Annotated in this window: 11 protein-coding genes; 8 read left to right on the top strand and 3 right to left on the bottom strand. The window is 67.8% G+C overall.

The window, feature by feature from the left end:
• Positions 1 to 13 precede the first annotated feature (13 nt).
• The 8 genes from C9424_RS00575 to C9424_RS00530 all read left to right on the top strand — a co-directional run bounded on the left by C9424_RS00575 (position 14) and on the right by C9424_RS00530 (position 14676).
• Positions 14 to 1150 (top strand): GuaB3 family IMP dehydrogenase-related protein, encoded by a 1137-nt coding sequence (locus C9424_RS00575; protein ID WP_091252098.1) that lies wholly within the window; start codon positions 14 to 16, stop codon positions 1148 to 1150.
• A gap of 168 nt (positions 1151 to 1318) precedes the next feature.
• Positions 1319 to 3070 (top strand): glycerol-3-phosphate dehydrogenase/oxidase, encoded by a 1752-nt coding sequence (locus C9424_RS00570; protein ID WP_116765044.1) that lies wholly within the window; start codon positions 1319 to 1321, stop codon positions 3068 to 3070.
• 89 nt (positions 3071 to 3159) lie between these two features.
• The gene (locus C9424_RS00565) at positions 3160 to 3648 is read left to right on the top strand and encodes a PTS sugar transporter subunit IIA (protein WP_091252102.1); all 489 of its coding nucleotides are present in this window, start codon (positions 3160 to 3162) and stop codon (positions 3646 to 3648) included.
• Positions 3649 to 3994: 346 nt separating this feature from the next.
• Positions 3995 to 6283, top strand: coding sequence for an HNH endonuclease signature motif containing protein (locus tag C9424_RS21825; protein ID WP_237563227.1), 2289 nt, complete (start codon positions 3995 to 3997; stop codon positions 6281 to 6283).
• Between the two features lie 532 nt (positions 6284 to 6815).
• The gene (locus tag C9424_RS00545) at positions 6816 to 7787 is read left to right on the top strand and encodes an SURF1 family protein (protein WP_116765043.1); all 972 of its coding nucleotides are present in this window, start codon (positions 6816 to 6818) and stop codon (positions 7785 to 7787) included.
• Positions 7784 to 8293: a DUF3817 domain-containing protein gene (locus C9424_RS00540; RefSeq protein WP_116765042.1), complete on the top strand. Its 510-nt coding sequence runs from the start codon at positions 7784 to 7786 to the stop codon at positions 8291 to 8293. Before C9424_RS00545 ends, C9424_RS00540 begins: the two co-directional genes overlap by 4 nt.
• A 132-nt stretch (positions 8294 to 8425) precedes the next feature.
• Positions 8426 to 10015, top strand: a complete 1590-nt coding sequence (gene guaA / locus C9424_RS00535) for a glutamine-hydrolyzing GMP synthase (protein WP_116765041.1) — start codon at positions 8426 to 8428, stop codon at positions 10013 to 10015.
• A gap of 356 nt (positions 10016 to 10371) precedes the next feature.
• Positions 10372 to 14676, top strand: a complete 4305-nt coding sequence (locus C9424_RS00530) for an AAA family ATPase (protein WP_202615737.1) — start codon at positions 10372 to 10374, stop codon at positions 14674 to 14676.
• Between the two features lie 129 nt (positions 14677 to 14805).
• On the opposite strand, the gene C9424_RS00525 is transcribed toward C9424_RS00530, so the two are convergent.
• From C9424_RS00525 to C9424_RS00515, 3 genes are all read right to left on the bottom strand, one after another.
• The gene (locus C9424_RS00525) at positions 14806 to 15435 is read right to left on the bottom strand and encodes an RcpC/CpaB family pilus assembly protein (protein ID WP_237563226.1); all 630 of its coding nucleotides are present in this window, start codon (positions 15433 to 15435) and stop codon (positions 14806 to 14808) included.
• 500 nt (positions 15436 to 15935) lie between these two features.
• Positions 15936 to 16193, bottom strand: a complete 258-nt coding sequence (locus C9424_RS00520) for an FmdB family zinc ribbon protein (protein ID WP_116765039.1) — start codon at positions 16191 to 16193, stop codon at positions 15936 to 15938.
• Positions 16194 to 16341: 148 nt separating this feature from the next.
• A complete protein-coding gene (locus C9424_RS00515; RefSeq protein ID WP_116765038.1) occupies positions 16342 to 16980 on the bottom strand; it encodes a 5-formyltetrahydrofolate cyclo-ligase in 639 nt (212 codons plus the stop codon).
• Positions 16981 to 17021: the final 41 nt, after the last annotated feature.

The raw sequence follows: 17021 nt of genomic DNA, 5'->3' as shown, positions 1-17021 counted from the left end.
ATAACCTAGAGCAGTGACTTACGAGATTGAGATTGGCCGAGGCAAGCGTGGGCGCCGTGCCTACTCCCTGGATGACATTGCGATCGTCCCCAACCGTCGCACGCGTGACCCGAAGGACGTATCCGTCTCCTGGCAGATCGATGCCTACAAGTTCGACATGCCGGTCATCGCGGCACCGATGGATTCGGCCATGTCGCCGGAAACCGTCATCGCCCTGGGCCGCCTCGGCGGCCTCGGCGTCCTGGACCTCGAAGGCCTGTGGACCCGGTACGAGGACCCGCAGTCCGTCCTGGACGAAATCGCGGTCCTCGCGGACGAGACCAACAGCCCCGCTGTCACCCGGCGCATGCAGGAGCTCTACCAGGCGCCGATCCAGCCCGAGCTGATCACCTCGCGCCTGGCGGAGATCCGCGCCGCCGGCGTCACCGTCGCAGGCTCCCTCACCCCGCAGCGCACGCAGGAACACTACAAGACCGTGGTGGCTGCCGGCGTCGACATCTTCGTCATCCGCGGAACCACCGTCTCGGCCGAACACGTCTCCAAGGACCACGAGCCGCTGAACCTCAAGCAGTTCATCTACGAACTCGACGTCCCCGTGATCGTCGGCGGGGCGGCCGGCTACACCCCGGCACTGCACCTCATGCGCACCGGCGCCGCCGGCGTCCTGGTCGGCTTCGGCGGGGGAGCCACCACCACCACCCGCCGCGCGCTCGGCATCCATTCGCCCATGGCTTCGGCCATCTCCGACGTCGCGGCCGCCCGCCGGGACTACATGGATGAATCCGGCGGACGCTACGTGCACGTGATCGCCGACGGCGGCATGGGCACCTCCGGTGACATCGTCAAGGCCATCGCCATGGGCGCCGACGCCGTAATGCTGGGCAGTGCCTTGGCCCGCGCCGAGGAAGCACCCGGCAAGGGCTGGCACTGGGGCCAGGAAGCCCACCACCTCGAACTTCCCCGCGGCGACAGGGTCAACGTTGGAACGGTGGGTCCGCTCGAGGAAGTCCTGTTCGGGCCGGGCCACCACACCAACGGCACCTCGAACCTGATCGGTGCGCTGCGCCGTTCGATGGCGACCACCGGCTATTCGGACCTGAAAGAGTTCCAGCGCGTCGACGTCGTCGTCTCGCCGTACGCCGGTAACTGAACCGGGCGCCGGGAACTCTGACGTACGCCGGAGACTGAACCCGGGACAGACGACTGAACCCGGCACCGGGAACTGAACCCCACTCTGGCAGGTGATTGGCCCTGCCCATCCGGAAGACTTGGACGTAGTCTGGTGCCCTACGAGGTTTGATCCGGATGGAGGCGTGACATGAACAGTTTTCCCGGCGGTTCTCCCGTGGCCGGAGGTGCGCTCGGCCCCGCAGAGCGCGATGCTTCGATCGCGCTTCTGAAGGGCACGGGCGACCCGGGCAAGGAACTAGACATCCTGATCGTGGGCGGAGGAATCGTCGGCGCCGGCGCCGCCCTGGACGCCATCACTCGTGGGCTCAGCGTCGGCATCGTCGAAGCCAACGACTGGGCGGCCGGCACCTCCTCCAGGTCCTCCAAGCTCATCCACGGCGGCCTGCGTTACCTGGAGATGCTGGACTTCGCCCTGGTCAAGGAGGCGCTGCACGAGCGCGGGCTCATCCTTTCCGTCCTCGCCCCGCATCTGGCCCGGCCGGTGCCGTTCCTCTACCCGCTGACCAAGCACTTCGTTGAGCGCCCCTACGTCGGTGCCGGGATCGCGTTGTACGACGTCATGTCCATCACCGGCGGACACAGCCGCGGCGTTCCGTTCCACAAGCACCTGACCCGCCGCGGGACCCTGCGGGCCGCGCCGAGCCTGAAGGATGACGCCTTCGTGGGCTCCATCCGGTACTACGACGGCCAGGTGGACGACGCTAAGTACGTTGCCAACCTCGTCCGGACCGCGGCATACTACGGCGCGCACGCGGTCAACCAGATGTCAGTCGTGGCCTTCCTGCGCGAAGGTGAGCGCGTGGTCGGCGCCAAGGTGGTCAATCACGAGGACGGCTCGAGCTTCAACATCCGGGCCAAGCAGGTCATCAACGCCACCGGAGTCTGGACCGACGAGACCCAAGCCATGGTGACGGACCGCGGACAGCTCAAGGTGCGCGCCTCCAAGGGCATCCACCTCGTGGTACCCCGTGACCGGATCCAGTCCACGGTGGGGCTGATCCTGCGGACCGAGAAGTCCGTGCTGTTCGTCATCCCCTGGGGCCGGCACTGGATCATCGGAACCACGGACACCGACTGGCACCTCGACAAGGCGCACCCGGCCGCCTCCAGCAAGGACATCGACTACCTCCTGGAACACGTCAACAAGGTCCTCAAGCGGCCGCTGACCCGGGAGGACGTCGAGGGTGTCTACGCCGGTCTACGCCCGCTGCTGGCCGGGGAAAGCGACTCCACCGCCAAGCTGTCCCGCGAACACGTAGTGGCCCACCCCGTGCCGGGGCTCGTAGTAGTAGCCGGCGGGAAATGGACCACCTACCGGGTCATGGCCAAGGACGCCGTCGACGAGGCAACGCGCAGCATGGACGAGCGTGTCCCGCCGAGCTGCACGGAGTCCATTCCGCTGCTTGGAGCCAGCGGTTTCAAAGCCGCATGGAACAAGCGGAACCGGATGGCGGAGGAGACCGGCGTCCACGTGGCCCGGATCGAACATTTGCTCAACCGTTACGGCGCCATGGCTCCAGAGGTGCTGGCCCTCATCGCCAGCAACCCGGAACTGGCCGAGCCGCTGCCGGGCGCGGATGACTACCTCGCCGCCGAGGCCGTCTATGCCGCCACGCACGAGGGCGCCCGCCACGTCCAGGACGTACTGACCCGCCGCACCCGAATTTCGATCGAGGCGTGGGACCGGGGTGTGTCCGCCGCTCCGGTAGTCGCTAAACTAATGGGAGACGTTCTCGGCTGGAGTGATGCGCAGCGCGAGGGCGAAATCAAGCACTATCTGGCCCGGGTTGATGCCGAGCGCCTGAGCCAGCAGCAGCCGGACGACGAATCCGCCGATGCCGCACGGTTGGGCGTGGAGGATATCGTCCCCTTGCGCTGAGACTCAGCTCCGGCCGGCAGTGCGGACCACAACGCTAGTCAAATGACTGCCGGCCGGCGTGCACTGACGCCACTTCGAAGGGACATCTCTTGGCGGAACCACTGGACCGGTACGACGCCGAGCTCACCACGCCGGAGATGGTGATCCTCGAACTGGACGCCACGGACAAGCTCGATGCCACGTCCCAGCTCGCAGAGCGCATGTATGAGGCTGGCCGCATTTCCGATCTGGAGGGCTTCCTCAAGCAGGTCAACGCCCGTGAGCACCAGCTCGCCACCGGGCTGCCCGGCGGTGTGGGACTGCCGCACGCCCGCAGCGAGCTCGTCTCGCAGACCTCCATCGCCGTCGGCATCACGAAATACGGCAGGGCACTCGACTTCGGCGCCGCTGACGGCCCGGCCACCGTGATTCTGCTCATCGCCACTCCGGCGAGCTCCTTTTCCGACCATCTCGAAGTGCTCGCGACCCTGGCACGTTCACTGTCGAAGGAGTCCTTCCGCGAGTCGCTCCGCCGGGCTTACGACCCCGAAGTGATCGCAGAACTCATCAATTCCAGCTTGGTGTTCTTCGACCACTAGGGATTGGGGCGGGCTCTCTCGTGTCGACTTCGTCGCCACGCAGCGACCCTGCTGCCCCACTGGCTTTCCAAGGGGCACGGCGCGTGGCCTCTGTACCGGGCGCACGTGACCCGGCTGGAGGATCAATTGGTGCGCGCTGCCGGCATTGAGGTCGGCAGGCCGCCGGAGTCCGTGCTCTTCTCGCCCGGAGTGCGCACGCAGTTTGGCCGGCCGCGGGTCCTGAATCGCGCACCCTGACCCGCGCGCTTTGACCCGAGTGTCCTGAAATCCTGGCGGCCGGGCAACCGCTCCGCGGCGCCACGGGGTTCCCGCTAGAAATGTCAGACCCCCGGAGGAGACTGGTGTCATGGAAGCCGCCAGGGGTTTCATTCCGTTCGGGGACGACGGGCAGGGCACGGATGGGTGCACTGGTCGCGCTGCAGGCTGCGGCGCGGATCCCGGCACGGGCCGCGACGCAGGCGGCGGCACGGACCTGGCCGGGTGGTCGGGGGTGGGTGTTGCCCTGGCCGCGTTGGAGGCTGTGGGGTCGACGGCGGTTCAGGATGCGGCGTTGTGGGATTTCCGGGCCGCGGCGGACTTTGCCGGGCGGGTGGAGGAGCTCTCGCGCCGGGCGGAGTTTTTGCAGCTGGTGGCGGCCGGTGCGGTGGACCGGACCAGGAAGCAGTCCGCCGCGGCGGCGAGGACGGCGGCGGGGGCCGGCTCGTCGTGGACGACGGGCTGGCGCGACGACGCCCCCGGCACCGCGGTCGCCGGTGGCGCACCGTCCGGCACGGTGAGTGGTGCTGTGGCCGATGACGGGATCGACGGTGGGATCGACGGTGTGCCCGGTGCAGTGGCTTCGCCCGATGCGCTGACCGGGGAGGGTGTGCCGTGGGATGCGGTCGGTGACGCGGCGGTGGTGGATGACGGGTACCGGAACACGGCGGAGTTCCTGCGGGCGCGGCTGCGGATCAGCGCCCCGGAGGCTAAACGCAGGCTCTCCCTGGCCTGGAATCTCTTACCCCGCCGGGGACTCACCGGCCAGCCCGTCCCGGCCGTGCATGCTGAACTGGGTGCGGCGGTCGCGGCCGGGGAGGTCGCGTCGCGGGCCGCGACGATCATCACGGCGGCGCTGGAGAAGGTCCGGCACGTCTGTGACGCCGGGGCCTTGGGGCGGATGGAGCACGCCCTGACGCGCACGGCCGCGGAGAACGATGCGGACTTCCTGGCCCGGGTGGCCCGGGGCTGGGCGGATGCGCTGGATCAGGACGGTGCCGAGCCCTCCGAGGAGCTGCTGCGCCAGCTTCAGGGCGCCTTCATCCGGTGCCGGCGCCACGGCCTGCACCATCTTGAGATTTTCGCGACCACCGAACAGTTCGAGTACCTCCTCACCGTCATGAACACCGGCACCAACCCCCGCACCGGCACCACAAACACACACGCCGCCGGGCCCACGAAAGCCGCCGCCTCTGAGGTATCGGCCGCCGGCGCCGCTTCTGAGGGCACCACGGCCGGCGCTGATGACTCCGCCACTGGTGTCGCCGACTCTGACGGCTGGGCGGTTGATGCCACCCCCGGTGCCGCCGCTTCTGCTGACTGGGGCGCCGAGCCCGCCGGAGCTTCCTTCGCCGTGGGGTGGGCTCCCAGCCTGTCCGACGGCCAAGGCTGGGTCGTCGGCACTCCCGCCGGCGAGCGTTCGACCCTCGGACCCGCCGACGCGGCCGGTGCCGGCAGTGAGTGGCCGGTCACGGGTGCCGGGGCCGGCGTGTGGGCCTGTGATGCCCGGGCCGGCGGTGTGTCGACTCTTGCGGATGCCCAGGCTGCCTCCCCGGCCCCGGCTCAGGCTCCCGCCGTGGGGAATCATGCCGTTCCGGATGACGCCCCCGCAGCAGCGGGGCAGCCGGTGCCGGAGGAGGATCCCGGGGCGGCGGGGCTGGATCCCCGGTCCCGGGCCCAGCGGCTGCTGGACGGCCTGGTCGGTGCCTGCGGGATCGCCCTCGCGACCGGGGGCCTGCCCGCCGCGGGCGGGCTCCGGCCCCAGGTCATGGTCACCATCGACTACCGGGACCTGCTGGCCCGGCTCGGCACCACCACCGACGCCCAGGCCGGCCCGGCAGAAGCTCAGGAAACGGCCGGCGCGGGAAGCACCGCGGCCGTGGCGGGCGGCGCGGCGGATGAAACCGGTGCGGCGTTCCGGCCCGCGGGGGCGGTGCGGGAAACGGGATCGCTGCTGTTCACCGGACCCGTCACCGCCTCCACGGTCCGGAAGATCGCCTGCGACGCCGACATCATCCCCGTCCTGCTCGGGGGTGAGGGACGGATCCTGGACATCGGCCGGGCCTCACGGATCTTCCCGCCCCACCTCCGCAAAGCCCTCATCGCCCGGGACCTCGGCTGCGCCTTCCCCGGCTGCACCATCCCCGCGCCCTGGTGCGAAGCCCACCACATCACCTACTGGTCCCGCGGTGGGACCACGGGCACGGAGAACGGGGCCCTGCTGTGCTCCCATCACCACCACCTGATCCACAAGGAGGCATGGACCATCCGGCTGCGGACCGGAGTCCCCTGGTTCATCCCGCCACCCCACATCGACCCCGGCCAAAAACCCCGCCGCAACCACTACTTCACACCCGCCCGACCCGCCCGGGCCGCATGACCGCGGCCCGGAGAGTGGCACCGCAGCACCTCAACGCGGCCTATGGCGGCAGACCGGGCGGTGGCGGTGTCATCCGGGCTAACGTGCCGGCCGTGTAATCACGGACCCGGCGGTGGCGGCGTGATCCGGGCTAACGTGCCAGCCAAGTGGACCAGGCAGTGACGGCGTGATCAGGGCAGCGAAGGCGGCTCCTCACGACGGCGGCATAGCCGAGTCCCGTCCTGTGGCCATTGAACATGATCAGGACTTACGACAGTGGCCGGGACAGAGACGACGCCTCCTCATGACGGCCCTACGACCGAGTCCCCTCCCAACTGGTGCCAGGGAACCTGACGACGGTCTACGACCGAGGCCCGGTTGGCGAAGGCGGCTCCTCATGACGGCCGCATATCCGAAGCCCGGGGGACGGCAAGCGCGGCATCACCTCAACTAGGTCCGGTTGTGTCTACCTCGTCGTTGCCGGGTCAGGGAGGGCTGGGTCCGGCGTCGGCCCGTTTCGTTGTTCTACAGGGGGACGAAGTACGGTTAAGAGGTGCTGAAAACTGCCCTCAAACCCCGCTGGATCGCAGGACTCGTGTTCGCGATCGCCATTTCCGGGGTCTTTGTGCTGCTGAGCCAGTGGCAGTTTGGCCGCTCAACACAACCCGAAGCCCCGGTCTCCACCACAACCGAGGAAACTCGCCAGCTTACGTCGGTCCTGCAGCCGGGCGGATTTTTCCCTGGTTCGGTGGCTGATCAGATGGTCTCGGCCACCGGAAGTTATGACCCCCAGAAACAGGTCCTCGTCCCGGGGCGACTGAATGACGGGGCCAAGGGCTACTGGATCGTTTCCGCCTTCGCCGTCAAGGGTGCTCCTGTCCTGAAGGGCGGCGGGGCCACACCGCAGACCTGGATTCCGGTCGCCCGCGGCTGGATCGCTGATCCCTCGGACGCCGTCGCGCCGCCGTCGGGCACCATCGCACTGACCGGGCGGCTACTGCCGTCCGAATCGCCGCTGGCGAATACCGACCCCGGACCCGGCCGCGCGAGTGCCGTTTCGGTCGCCGAACTCATCAACGACTGGAACGTCAGCAGCTACCCGGGATTTGTCGCGGCAAAGACGGAACTTTCCGGCAGCACCGACGTCGGTGCTCTTGCCACCGGAGGCGACGTCAAACCCCTTCTGATTGGCCCGCAGCCGCCTGCGCAGCAGGTCAACTGGCTAAACCTGTTCTATTCCGTGGAATGGGTGGTCTTTGCCGGGTTCGCGTTGTTCATCTGGTGGCGTCTGGTCAAAGACGACTACCGCCGCGACCTGGAAGACGCCCTTGACGCGGAATCCGTCCCGGAATCGGCCGCGCAACCGGACAAGGATCCGTTGGCGCAACTGGACTCGGACCCGGCCGAGGAGTCGGTCAAGGAATGGGCCGGACAGGTGCCCGGCACCTCCGAAGACCCGCAGCCGCCGGCAGCCGAAGCGCATCGCACAGCCCCCAATCCCACAGACCCGAGAGTGCAATCATGATCGAGCCCCAACCCGCCATCCAACCGCAGCCAACGAACGGCACGGGGACAACCGGCAAGAAGCGTCGCTTCGGCGGCACCGAGGCCCAAATCCGGTCCGCCCTGAAGTTCTACAAAGTGCTCGCCTACCTGACGGGCTCGATGCTACTCCTGCTGTGCGCCGAGCTGATCGCCCGGTACGGCTTCGGGCAGTACCTCTACGTCGGCGGCACCGACGCCGTTACTGGCCAGCCGTTCGGCCTGGGCTTCGCCGACGCCGAGCCGCCAGGAGTGATCGGGGGCGTCAACCTCTCCATAACGGTGCTGATCGTGCACGGCTGGATGTATGTCGTGTACCTGATTTCCAACTTCCGGCTGTGGTCGCTCATGCGCTGGCCGTTCAGCAAACTGGTGATCCTGGCCCTCGGCGGCGTCGTGCCGTTCCTGTCCTTCTTCGTCGAGAAGAAGTTCCACGCAGAGGTCGAGGCCGAACTCGCGGCGAACCCCCAGGCTCCCCAGCGCTACTGAGCCGGGTAGAGGCCGCGAACAGCGGCAGCAGCCGCCGTCGGGCGTGTGAGTTCGCTTACCCGGGGCGTGATTCGAGGCCCACAGCGGCTTCTCAATGTGCGGGCGGGTAGCGGCGCAAAGTAGGCTAGTGGGGTGACTACTCCCACTGCATCCCAGACGTCCCACAGGCCGGTTCTGGTTGTTGACTACGGTGCCCAGTACGCGCAGCTGATTGCCCGCCGCGTCCGGGAAGCGAATGTGTATTCGGAAGTGGTTCCGCATACCTTCACCACCGAGCAGCTGCTGGCCAAAAACCCCGCCGCGATCATCCTCTCGGGCGGACCCGCAAGCGTTTACGCCGAAGGCGCCCCGAGCGTTGGCGCCGATCTCTTCGAAGCCGGTGTCCCCGTCTTCGGCATCTGCTACGGCTTCCAAGCCATGGCCAATGCCCTCGGCGGCAAGGTAGCCCAGACGGGTCTTCGCGAGTACGGTGCCACCGAGACCACCACCCTGGGTGAAGGCCGGTCCATCCTGGCTGGCATGCCTCAGCACCAGAGCACGTGGATGAGCCACGGCGACTCCGTCCATGAGGCCCCCGAAGGCTTCGAGGTTCTCGCGACGACGGCAGGCGCCGAGGTGGCGGCCTTCGCCAACGAAGAGAAATGCCTCTACGGCGTGCAGTGGCACCCTGAGGTCAAGCACTCGGCCTACGGCCAGCAGGTCCTGGAGAACTTCCTGTTCAAGGGCGCCAAGCTGGAACCGAACTGGACTGCAGGCAACATTCTCGAGGAACAGGTTGACCGGATCCGTGAGCAGATCGGCGACTCCCGGGTCATCTGCGGACTGTCCGGCGGCGTCGACTCTGCAGTGGCTGCCGCCCTGGTGCAGCGCGCGGTCGGCGACCAGCTGACCTGCGTTTTCGTGGACCACGGCCTGCTGCGCGAGGGCGAGGCCGAACAGGTCGAACGCGACTTCGTGGCCGCAACCGGCGTCAAGCTCTACGTCGCCAACGAGCAGGAGCGCTTCCTGAGCGCCCTGGCCGGTGTCAGCGATCCCGAGACCAAGCGCAAGATCATCGGCCGCGAATTCATCCGCGCCTTCGAGGAAGCCGAACTGGCGATCATCGCCGAGGCAGCGGCGCACGGCGAAAAGATCAAGTTCCTCGTCCAGGGCACCCTGTATCCCGACGTCGTCGAATCCGGCGGTGGCGAAGGTGCAGCCAACATCAAGAGCCACCACAACGTGGGCGGCCTGCCCGAGGACCTGCAGTTTGAACTCGTTGAGCCGCTGCGCGCCCTGTTCAAGGACGAGGTCCGCGCGGTCGGCGCCCAACTCGGACTCCCGCAGGAAATCGTCGGCCGCCAGCCGTTCCCCGGGCCCGGCCTGGGCATCCGGATCGTCGGCGACGTCACCAAGGAACGCCTCGACCTGCTCCGCAAGGCCGACGCGATCGCCCGCGCCGAGCTGACCGCGGCCGGACTCGACAACGAGGTCTGGCAGATGCCCGTCGTGCTGCTGGCGGATGTTCGCAGCGTAGGCGTCCAGGGCGACGGACGCACCTACGGACACCCGATCGTGCTCCGTCCCGTGTCCTCCGAGGACGCCATGACGGCGGACTGGTCGCGGCTGCCCTACGATCTCCTGGCCCGGATCTCCAACCGGATCACTAATGAGGTGGACGGCGTCAACCGTGTGGTGCTGGACGTGACCAGCAAGCCGCCGGGAACCATCGAGTGGGAATAGCAGTGTGAATGGCCGGCCTTTCGAGGCCGGCCATTTCATTTTGTTTCTGGCAATTCGGGTTGAATTTCGCACCGCTCAGTGTTGCGGCCCCGCAGGTGCCCCTGATTCGGGCTACCCTCGAAGGCATGCCGGTATGGTCCAAGGCGTCCCGCGCGAGCCAGGCAACCGCGAGCACACAAAACGCGGCCATGGAAAGCGCGGACGAAACACAGACACGCGTTGACACGTCGAACGCGCTAAAGGCGAGCCCGCCGCGGTCCGGCATGGAGGAATCCGGCCGGGAGAAATCCAGCCCGGAGAAGTCCGGCATGGAGACATCCAGCACAGAGAAGTCGAGCACAGAAAAGAAGGCAGCAGTGTCAGTTGGTCAAGGCCACCCCGAGGGCTCCGAGGAGTTCAGGAAATGGCTGTCGGGGCTCAAACCCGTCACCGGAGCAGATACGATGCTGCGCTTCACCAAGACGCCCGAAGGCTCGATTGACCTGACCCATGCCCATCCGTCGGGGCTTGCCCAGCTCATGGCAGGCCGGCGCACCCGGCTCTCAACCCTGATCCGGGACCGCCAGCAGTACGTGATTGCCGCCAGGGCCTCGCGCAACCTGCGCTCGAAAATCTTCGAACTCGCCAACGACCGCGGCATTGACGCGGGCTATTTCTCGGCCGGCACGGTCGTCTGGACGTCCGCCGTCGGAGGTAAACCGCAGCGAATTTCCGCCCCGGTCATGCTCACCGCCATTTCCCTCACGGTGCGCCCCGGCGAAGACGACTACGAACTGCAACTCACCGAACAGGCGCAGATCAACCCCGCACTGGTCCGGCACCTCAAGTCAGTCCATGGGATCGTCTTTGACGTCAGCGCGGTGACGCGGATGGCCTACAGCACGGCGCGTTATGACCCCCAGCCGGTCCTGGACCGCCTGGGCACGCTGATCCAGCCGATTGCCGGTGCCGAGATAGAGCACAACCTCCTCGTCTCCACGTTTGCCGACCTCTCCGGCAACCTGGATGACCCGTGGATCAACCCGAACAACCCCCTCGTCACCGCCCTGGCCCGGTCCGGTTCCGGCGAAATGGTCGACGTGCCCGTGCTTGAACCTGGGCGTTTCCCCAGCACGGATGAGCGGGACCCCGCCGATGAGCTTCTGCTGCTCGACGCCGACACGGACCAGCAGTACGTCGTCGACGCCGTTCGGGCGGGCGACTCGCTCGTGGTCAGCAGCCCGCCGGGCACCGGCCAGACCCAGACCGCCATCAACACCATCGGCGCCCTCGTCGACGAGGGCAAAACCGTCCTGGTAGTGGGCGACAGGCGCGCCAGCCTCGCCGAAATCTCCGCCCAGCTGGAGAGCCTCGGCCTGGATTCCGTACTGCTCCAGCTCGCCGGCAATGCCAGTCCGCTGCAGCTCAAGGGCCAGCTGGTCCGGGCGATCGTCCGCAACGAGAAGTCGCTCCAACCGCAGCTAAGCAACCTGCACGCCACGCTGACGGGGCACCGGCACGCCCTGATGGACCATGTTGCCTCGCTGCACAACGTCCGGGAACGCTGGGGCTGTTCCCCGTACGAGGCCATGCAGTCGCTGGCCGAACTGACCTCCATCCAGCCGGCGCCAGCCACGACGGTCCGGCTCAAGCGCAGCGTGCTGGATAACATCCGGGACCGCGAGGAGCTCGCCGGCAGGCTCCGCCGCGCTGCCGAACTCGGCGGTTTCAGCCGTGCGTCGACCACCAGCCCCTGGCACGGAGCACGGCTCCTGACCCGCAAGGAGACGCAGGAAGCGCAGGCGGTTGCACGGTCCGTCGCGGAGAAGCTGCCGCTGCTGCGCGGGCGAATGGACGAGGTGGCAGAACACGCCGAGATTCGCCTCGGCGGGACTTTCACCGAATGGGGCGAACAGATCGAACTGCTCGTGGCCGTCCGCGAAAGCCTGGACAAGTTCACTCCCGACATCTTTGACCGGCCCGTCCATGACCTCATCTCGGCCACGGCGCCCTCCGCCTGGCGCCGGGAACGGGGGATCGAGATGCCCTCCATGCAGCGGTCCCGCCTGCGCCGGGTGGCCAAGGAATATGTCCGTCCCGGCGTGCACATCGCGGACCTGCACAGCTCTCTGGTCCTCGTGCAGGAGCAGCGCGCCGCGTGGGCCGGGTATGCCACGACGCAGCGGCACCCTGCCGTGCCGTCCGGGCTGGCCGAAATCTCCGGCCTCTACCGGGAGCTTGAGTCAGAACTGGCCGAACTGGGCCAGGCAGTCAAGCACACCGCCGCGGGCGGCGATCTGGACCGCGTGCCCTATGCCGATCTCCTGACCCGCGTTCAGCGACTCGTCGCCGACACCGCGACACTCGAAACCCTGCCGGAGCGTACGCTGTTGGTCGAGAGCATGCGTGAGCACGGGTTGGGCGAGCTGCTCGCCGACCTGGCCGAGCGTGAGGTCCCCGAGGGATCTGTGACCGCAGAACTCGAGCTGGCCTGGTGGCAGTCGGCCCTGGAAGCCATGATTAGCGGCGATGACTACCTCGCCATGTCCGACGGCGACGCCCTGCGCCAGCTGGAAGCGGAGTACCGGCTCGCTGACAACGCCCATATCGCCAGCGGCGCTGCCCGGCTCCGGTGGAACCTGTCCGAGCGCTGGCGCACGGCCATCGAGGCATACCCGCGCCAGGCCGAGCTGCTGCGCAGTCTGCTAAAGGACGGCAGGGTTACCCTTGCGGCACTCAGCGGCCAGGCGCAGGAGCTGCTGCCCACACTCGTTCCTGTATGGTCCGTCAGCCCGTACCTCATGACGGGCCTCCTGCCGATCGAGCAGACCTTTGATGCCGTAGTGATCCTGGACGCCGAGACAACATCGCTGCAGGCCGTCCTCCCGGCTATCGCCCGGGCCCGGCAGGTCATAGCTTTCGGCGATGAGCAGATCGCCAGCCCACGAACCTTCACAGTGGGGGTCGAACGGCTCGCCGCAGGGGAGAGCTCCTACCAGAGCGTCGAGAGCGCTTACCGTGCGCTGTCTGCCGTACTGCCCGTGTGGAACCTGAGGACCGTGTACCGCGCGGTCGATGAAGACCTGGTGCGCCAGCTCAGCAAGGGATATTACGGCGGGGAACTCACACGGCTCCCGGAAGGGCAATCCGCCACAGGCCTCGACCGTGCCCTCAGCGTGGAATACCTTCCCGATGGCACAGGGCTGCCCAGCGCCGACCACGACGGCGTTGAATCGGTGGTTGCCGAGGTGAACCGTGCGGTGGAGTTAGTCTTCGAGCACGCCCGGCTCCGTCCCCGGACCTCGCTGGCTGTGGTGACCGGCAGCCTCCGTCACGCCGCCCGGATCGGCGAAGCCATCCGGGCCCAACTGCCCAACTACCCGATGCTCGGCAGTTTCTTCACAGCAGGGGAGGAATCCTTCCGCGTCGTGGATCTCGAACGGGCCCAGGGGCTAGTCCGCGACCACGTCATTTTCTCCCCGGGCTATGGGCGCACGCCGCACGGGCGCACGCTCCACAGCCTTGGCCCGCTCTCCGCCGACGGCGGACGCGCTAAATTCGCCTTGGCGATGACGCGTGCGCGGCGATCCCTGCACGTGCTCAGTTGCTTCCGCCCCGAGGACCTCGACGTCAGCCGCCTGAGCCATGGTGCCGTGGATTTCTACGAACTACTGGACCGCGAGATCGCGGGCAATACGGATCTGGGCAGCCCCGCATCCCGGGCGGCCGCCAGCGAGCAGGCGCTCGGCGCTGATCCGCTCGTGGCAGACCTGGGCGACCGGCTCCGGGCCCGCGGTGCGCGCGTGTGGCACCAGTACGACGGCGTCCTCAACATGGTGGCCGCCGCCGATCCGATGACCACGATCGGCCAGGACGATGCGGAGATTCCCCGTCCAGTGGCGATTGAGTCAGACGGCACCGGCCACTACCGGCGAATGAGCGTCCGCGAGCGGAGCCGGCTCCGGCCGCAACTGCTTGAGCGGCTTGGCTGGCGTTATATGCCGCTGTGGACCATCGAGGTCTTCACTGATCCTTCGGCCTGCGCCGACCGGATTGGCGGCTACCTCGGGTTGGAGAAGCCTGCAGTGTCCAGTCGGCTCCGGGCATCCCACGGGTTCTTCGACGACGACATTGAAAACCTGGCGATCAACGACGCCCGGGGCCAGGAAAGCCACGTCTTCTCAGGGCACGCACCGGCGGGAGATGATTTTCATGGGCGCGAGACCGCGTCCACCCAGTCTGCAGCGCGGCCGGGCGATGCGCACGAGTCAGGTGCTACGCCCCTGCTGAGGCCAGAGACTGGGACCATAAACGGTGCAGCCACGACCGGCAACAATGGTATGACAGGCAGTACAGGCAGTAAGGAGTCCGGCGCCATGAGTGCAGACGGCGACATCCAGAACAGCAGCGGCGCTACCGCGGCTGAAGCGAACGGCGACTCCGGGTCGGCGGCCCGGGAACCGGCGGCGGGGGAGTCGGCAGCGGGGCAGCCCGCCGGAGAAGCGCGGGAGCAGGCGACGCCAAAGGAGAAGTCCCGGCGCGCGGCGGCGCCAGCAACGGCTGCCGGGGCAGTGCTGCCGAACAAGGCGGCCGAAGACGACCCGCGGCGCTGGGGCGACCAGCCCGAGAACTACGACCACGATGCGTGGCTCCAGGAGCAGAAGCCTCCGCACTGGGGTTGAGATGTAAGGCCGGTGCCGAGTAGCCGGCGGCGCCGGCGACCGCAATCGGTCTCAGGGACTACCGGCCGGCGGTCGGGGACTTAGCCGGGCGCTCGCCATGGCGAGTGTGCACGCCAGTCACCCAGCCACTCACCCTGGCGCTGCCGCCACAAGCACGAAGAACAGCTTGCCTTGGGTTGATGCGCCGGCCAATCGCCGCGCCTGATCGGCCGCGGCTGCCACGACGATGAGCCCGTCCGCGTCAGCGTCCGCGGTGGGCAACCACTGGCCCGTCTTGCCGCCCTGCACGGAGGTCCACAGTACAGGGACGGCTTCAGCCAGGATTTGGCCTTCAGCGGCTTGTTCGAAGCCGTTGCCGACGGTGAGCACCACGTTGACGAGTTGTCCGGGGGAGAGCAGCCGGATAGACGCAGGATCCGCCATCCTGAGCGGTACGGCTGCGGAACCGGGCGGCCTTCCGGCCAGCAGGCCCGGGCCAAGGATCTGGGCGTCGGTGAGGAGCTGGCCTTGGCGCAGCGGTGCGGCCAACTGCTTGCCCTCGAACGCGTTTTCGCCGCCCGGGCTGCCGGCCGGCACTAGCCCGGGCGGGATGCTGATCATGCGGACGTCGCCGGGTTCCAGGGTTTTTCCGGCGGGAAGATCCGCTACGGCTGCGAACGCAGTGGCGGTGTCGGCGGGCGCAGGAGTTAGCTGCTGAACAGTCAGGCCAGCGGCGATGCACAACATGAGCGCCGCCAGTAGCCGGCGGTTCCGGTTCAACCAGTTGCCCGGGCGGCGTCGCGGCGGCCTGCCGCGCGGCAACCGCTGCCGGGGCGGCCTCCCGGGCCGGGTGTAATTCCGGGTGGAGCTGCCGGCAGAACGAAACGTGGGCGGAAGGAGGCCAGCGGAGCGGATCCCGGCGCGTGCCCAGCTTGCGGGCATCACTCCGTTCCCGGGCCGGGGCGGCAGCGAAGAGGCCTTGAAAGACGGCCAGGAAGCCGGGTTGAGTGAGGGTGCCATGGCCGCCACGCTACGGACTCTGGCATGCTCGCGGGAGTCGCGGAACTGCTTATGTGGACAACGGGAGGCAGGAAGAACTGTGTGGGCCGCGGCATGCCGGCATTAGTGCGCGATTGCACGGCACGGGGACTGCGGCCACGGTGCTGTCTTGGCAGCGGTGTCTTTCGCGAACAATGTTCCGGGGCGGCGGCCGGAGGCTAGGCGGACGGTGCCGTCCGGAGACGGTGCACCAGGGCTGCGCGGATGGCAGCCTTGGGACCCTAGCTGGCGGCGGCCGGGGCAGGCGTCGCTGCGGGTGCGGGAGCCGCTGCGGGGGCCGGGGCAACTGTGCTGCCCTTGGTGTCGCGCGAATCGGTCCGGTAGAAGCCGGATCCCTTGAATACAACGCCGACGCTGTTGAACTTCTTGCGCAGCGTGCCCTGGCACTCGGGGCAGGACGTCAGGGAGTTGTCGCTGAACGACTGCACGATCTCGAAGGCGTGGCTGCAGTCCTTGCAGGCATATGCATACGTGGGCACTGGAAATCCTCCTCTGGGACAAACGAGCAGGTCCCGTGCTGTCGAGTCGGGACCGGTCGATATATCTATAGATATACCTGTCGGCGGGTTCCGTCTTAGCAGTCGCAGGGCCTGAGTGCTAATTCTATCACCCCCGCAGGACCCCCGATCAGCGGAGCCGGATGATCCCGCCCGGTGTCAGCGCCGCGTCGATCTTCCGGTCGAAGGACTCGGCGGGAATACTGCCTGCGGGCAGTACCTCAGTGTCGTAGACGACGGCGACGGTCGGCAGCGGTACGGCGTCGGACGCCCTGCCGGACGCGGACGAGCCGGACGCGGAGGACAGGGCGGCCAATGTGGCAAGGAACTTGTCGTAGTAGCCGCCGCCTTGTCCGATACGGTTGCCCGAGAAATCCACTGCAGTGGCCGGCAGTAAGATTGCGGTGGCGTCCAGCGTCACCGCGGTGCCGTGGCGCTCGCCAACAGGCTCCTGGATGGGGGCGAACCGGCTGCGGACAAACCCGGATTCCGGAGTCCAGTACACCCAGCTGAGTTCGAGCTCGGGTTCGCAGACGGGAAGGAGCACCCGGTGCCCGGCATCGACCAAGGCTGACAGCAGCGGCAGCGTGGGCGGTTCGGCGCCCACGCCCAGATACGCGGCGAAGGTACCCCGGCGGCCGCCGGTCAGATCGGATGCCCACTCGAGTCCGTGGCGGGTGATGCCTGCCGCTGCGGCATCGAGCGCGTCCAACGGGAGCGCCGCACGCCTTGCCCTGTGGCTGGAGCGTATTTCGTCTTTTGACGCCATGACTGGTCCGTCCTTTGCATCGTGCAGCCTGCTCCGCAACG

Origin of the sequence: Arthrobacter sp. H-02-3 (assembly GCF_003097355.1) — a bacterium.
GTDB lineage: Bacteria > Actinomycetota > Actinomycetes > Actinomycetales > Micrococcaceae > Arthrobacter > Arthrobacter humicola.
This window is presented reverse-complemented; position numbering and strand designations above follow the sequence as displayed.

Excerpts from the sequence above, each read along its gene's own strand:
- C9424_RS00570 (WP_116765044.1), top strand. The coding sequence starts at position 1,319 with ATGAACAGTTTTCCCGGCGGTTCTCCCGTGGCCGGAGGTGCGCTCGGC.
- C9424_RS21825 (WP_237563227.1), top strand. The coding sequence starts at position 3,995 with ATGGAAGCCGCCAGGGGTTTCATTCCGTTCGGGGACGACGGGCAGGGC.
- C9424_RS00540 (WP_116765042.1), top strand. The coding sequence starts at position 7,784 with ATGATCGAGCCCCAACCCGCCATCCAACCGCAGCCAACGAACGGCACG.
- C9424_RS00515 (WP_116765038.1), bottom strand. The coding sequence starts at position 16,980 with ATGGCGTCAAAAGACGAAATACGCTCCAGCCACAGGGCAAGGCGTGCG.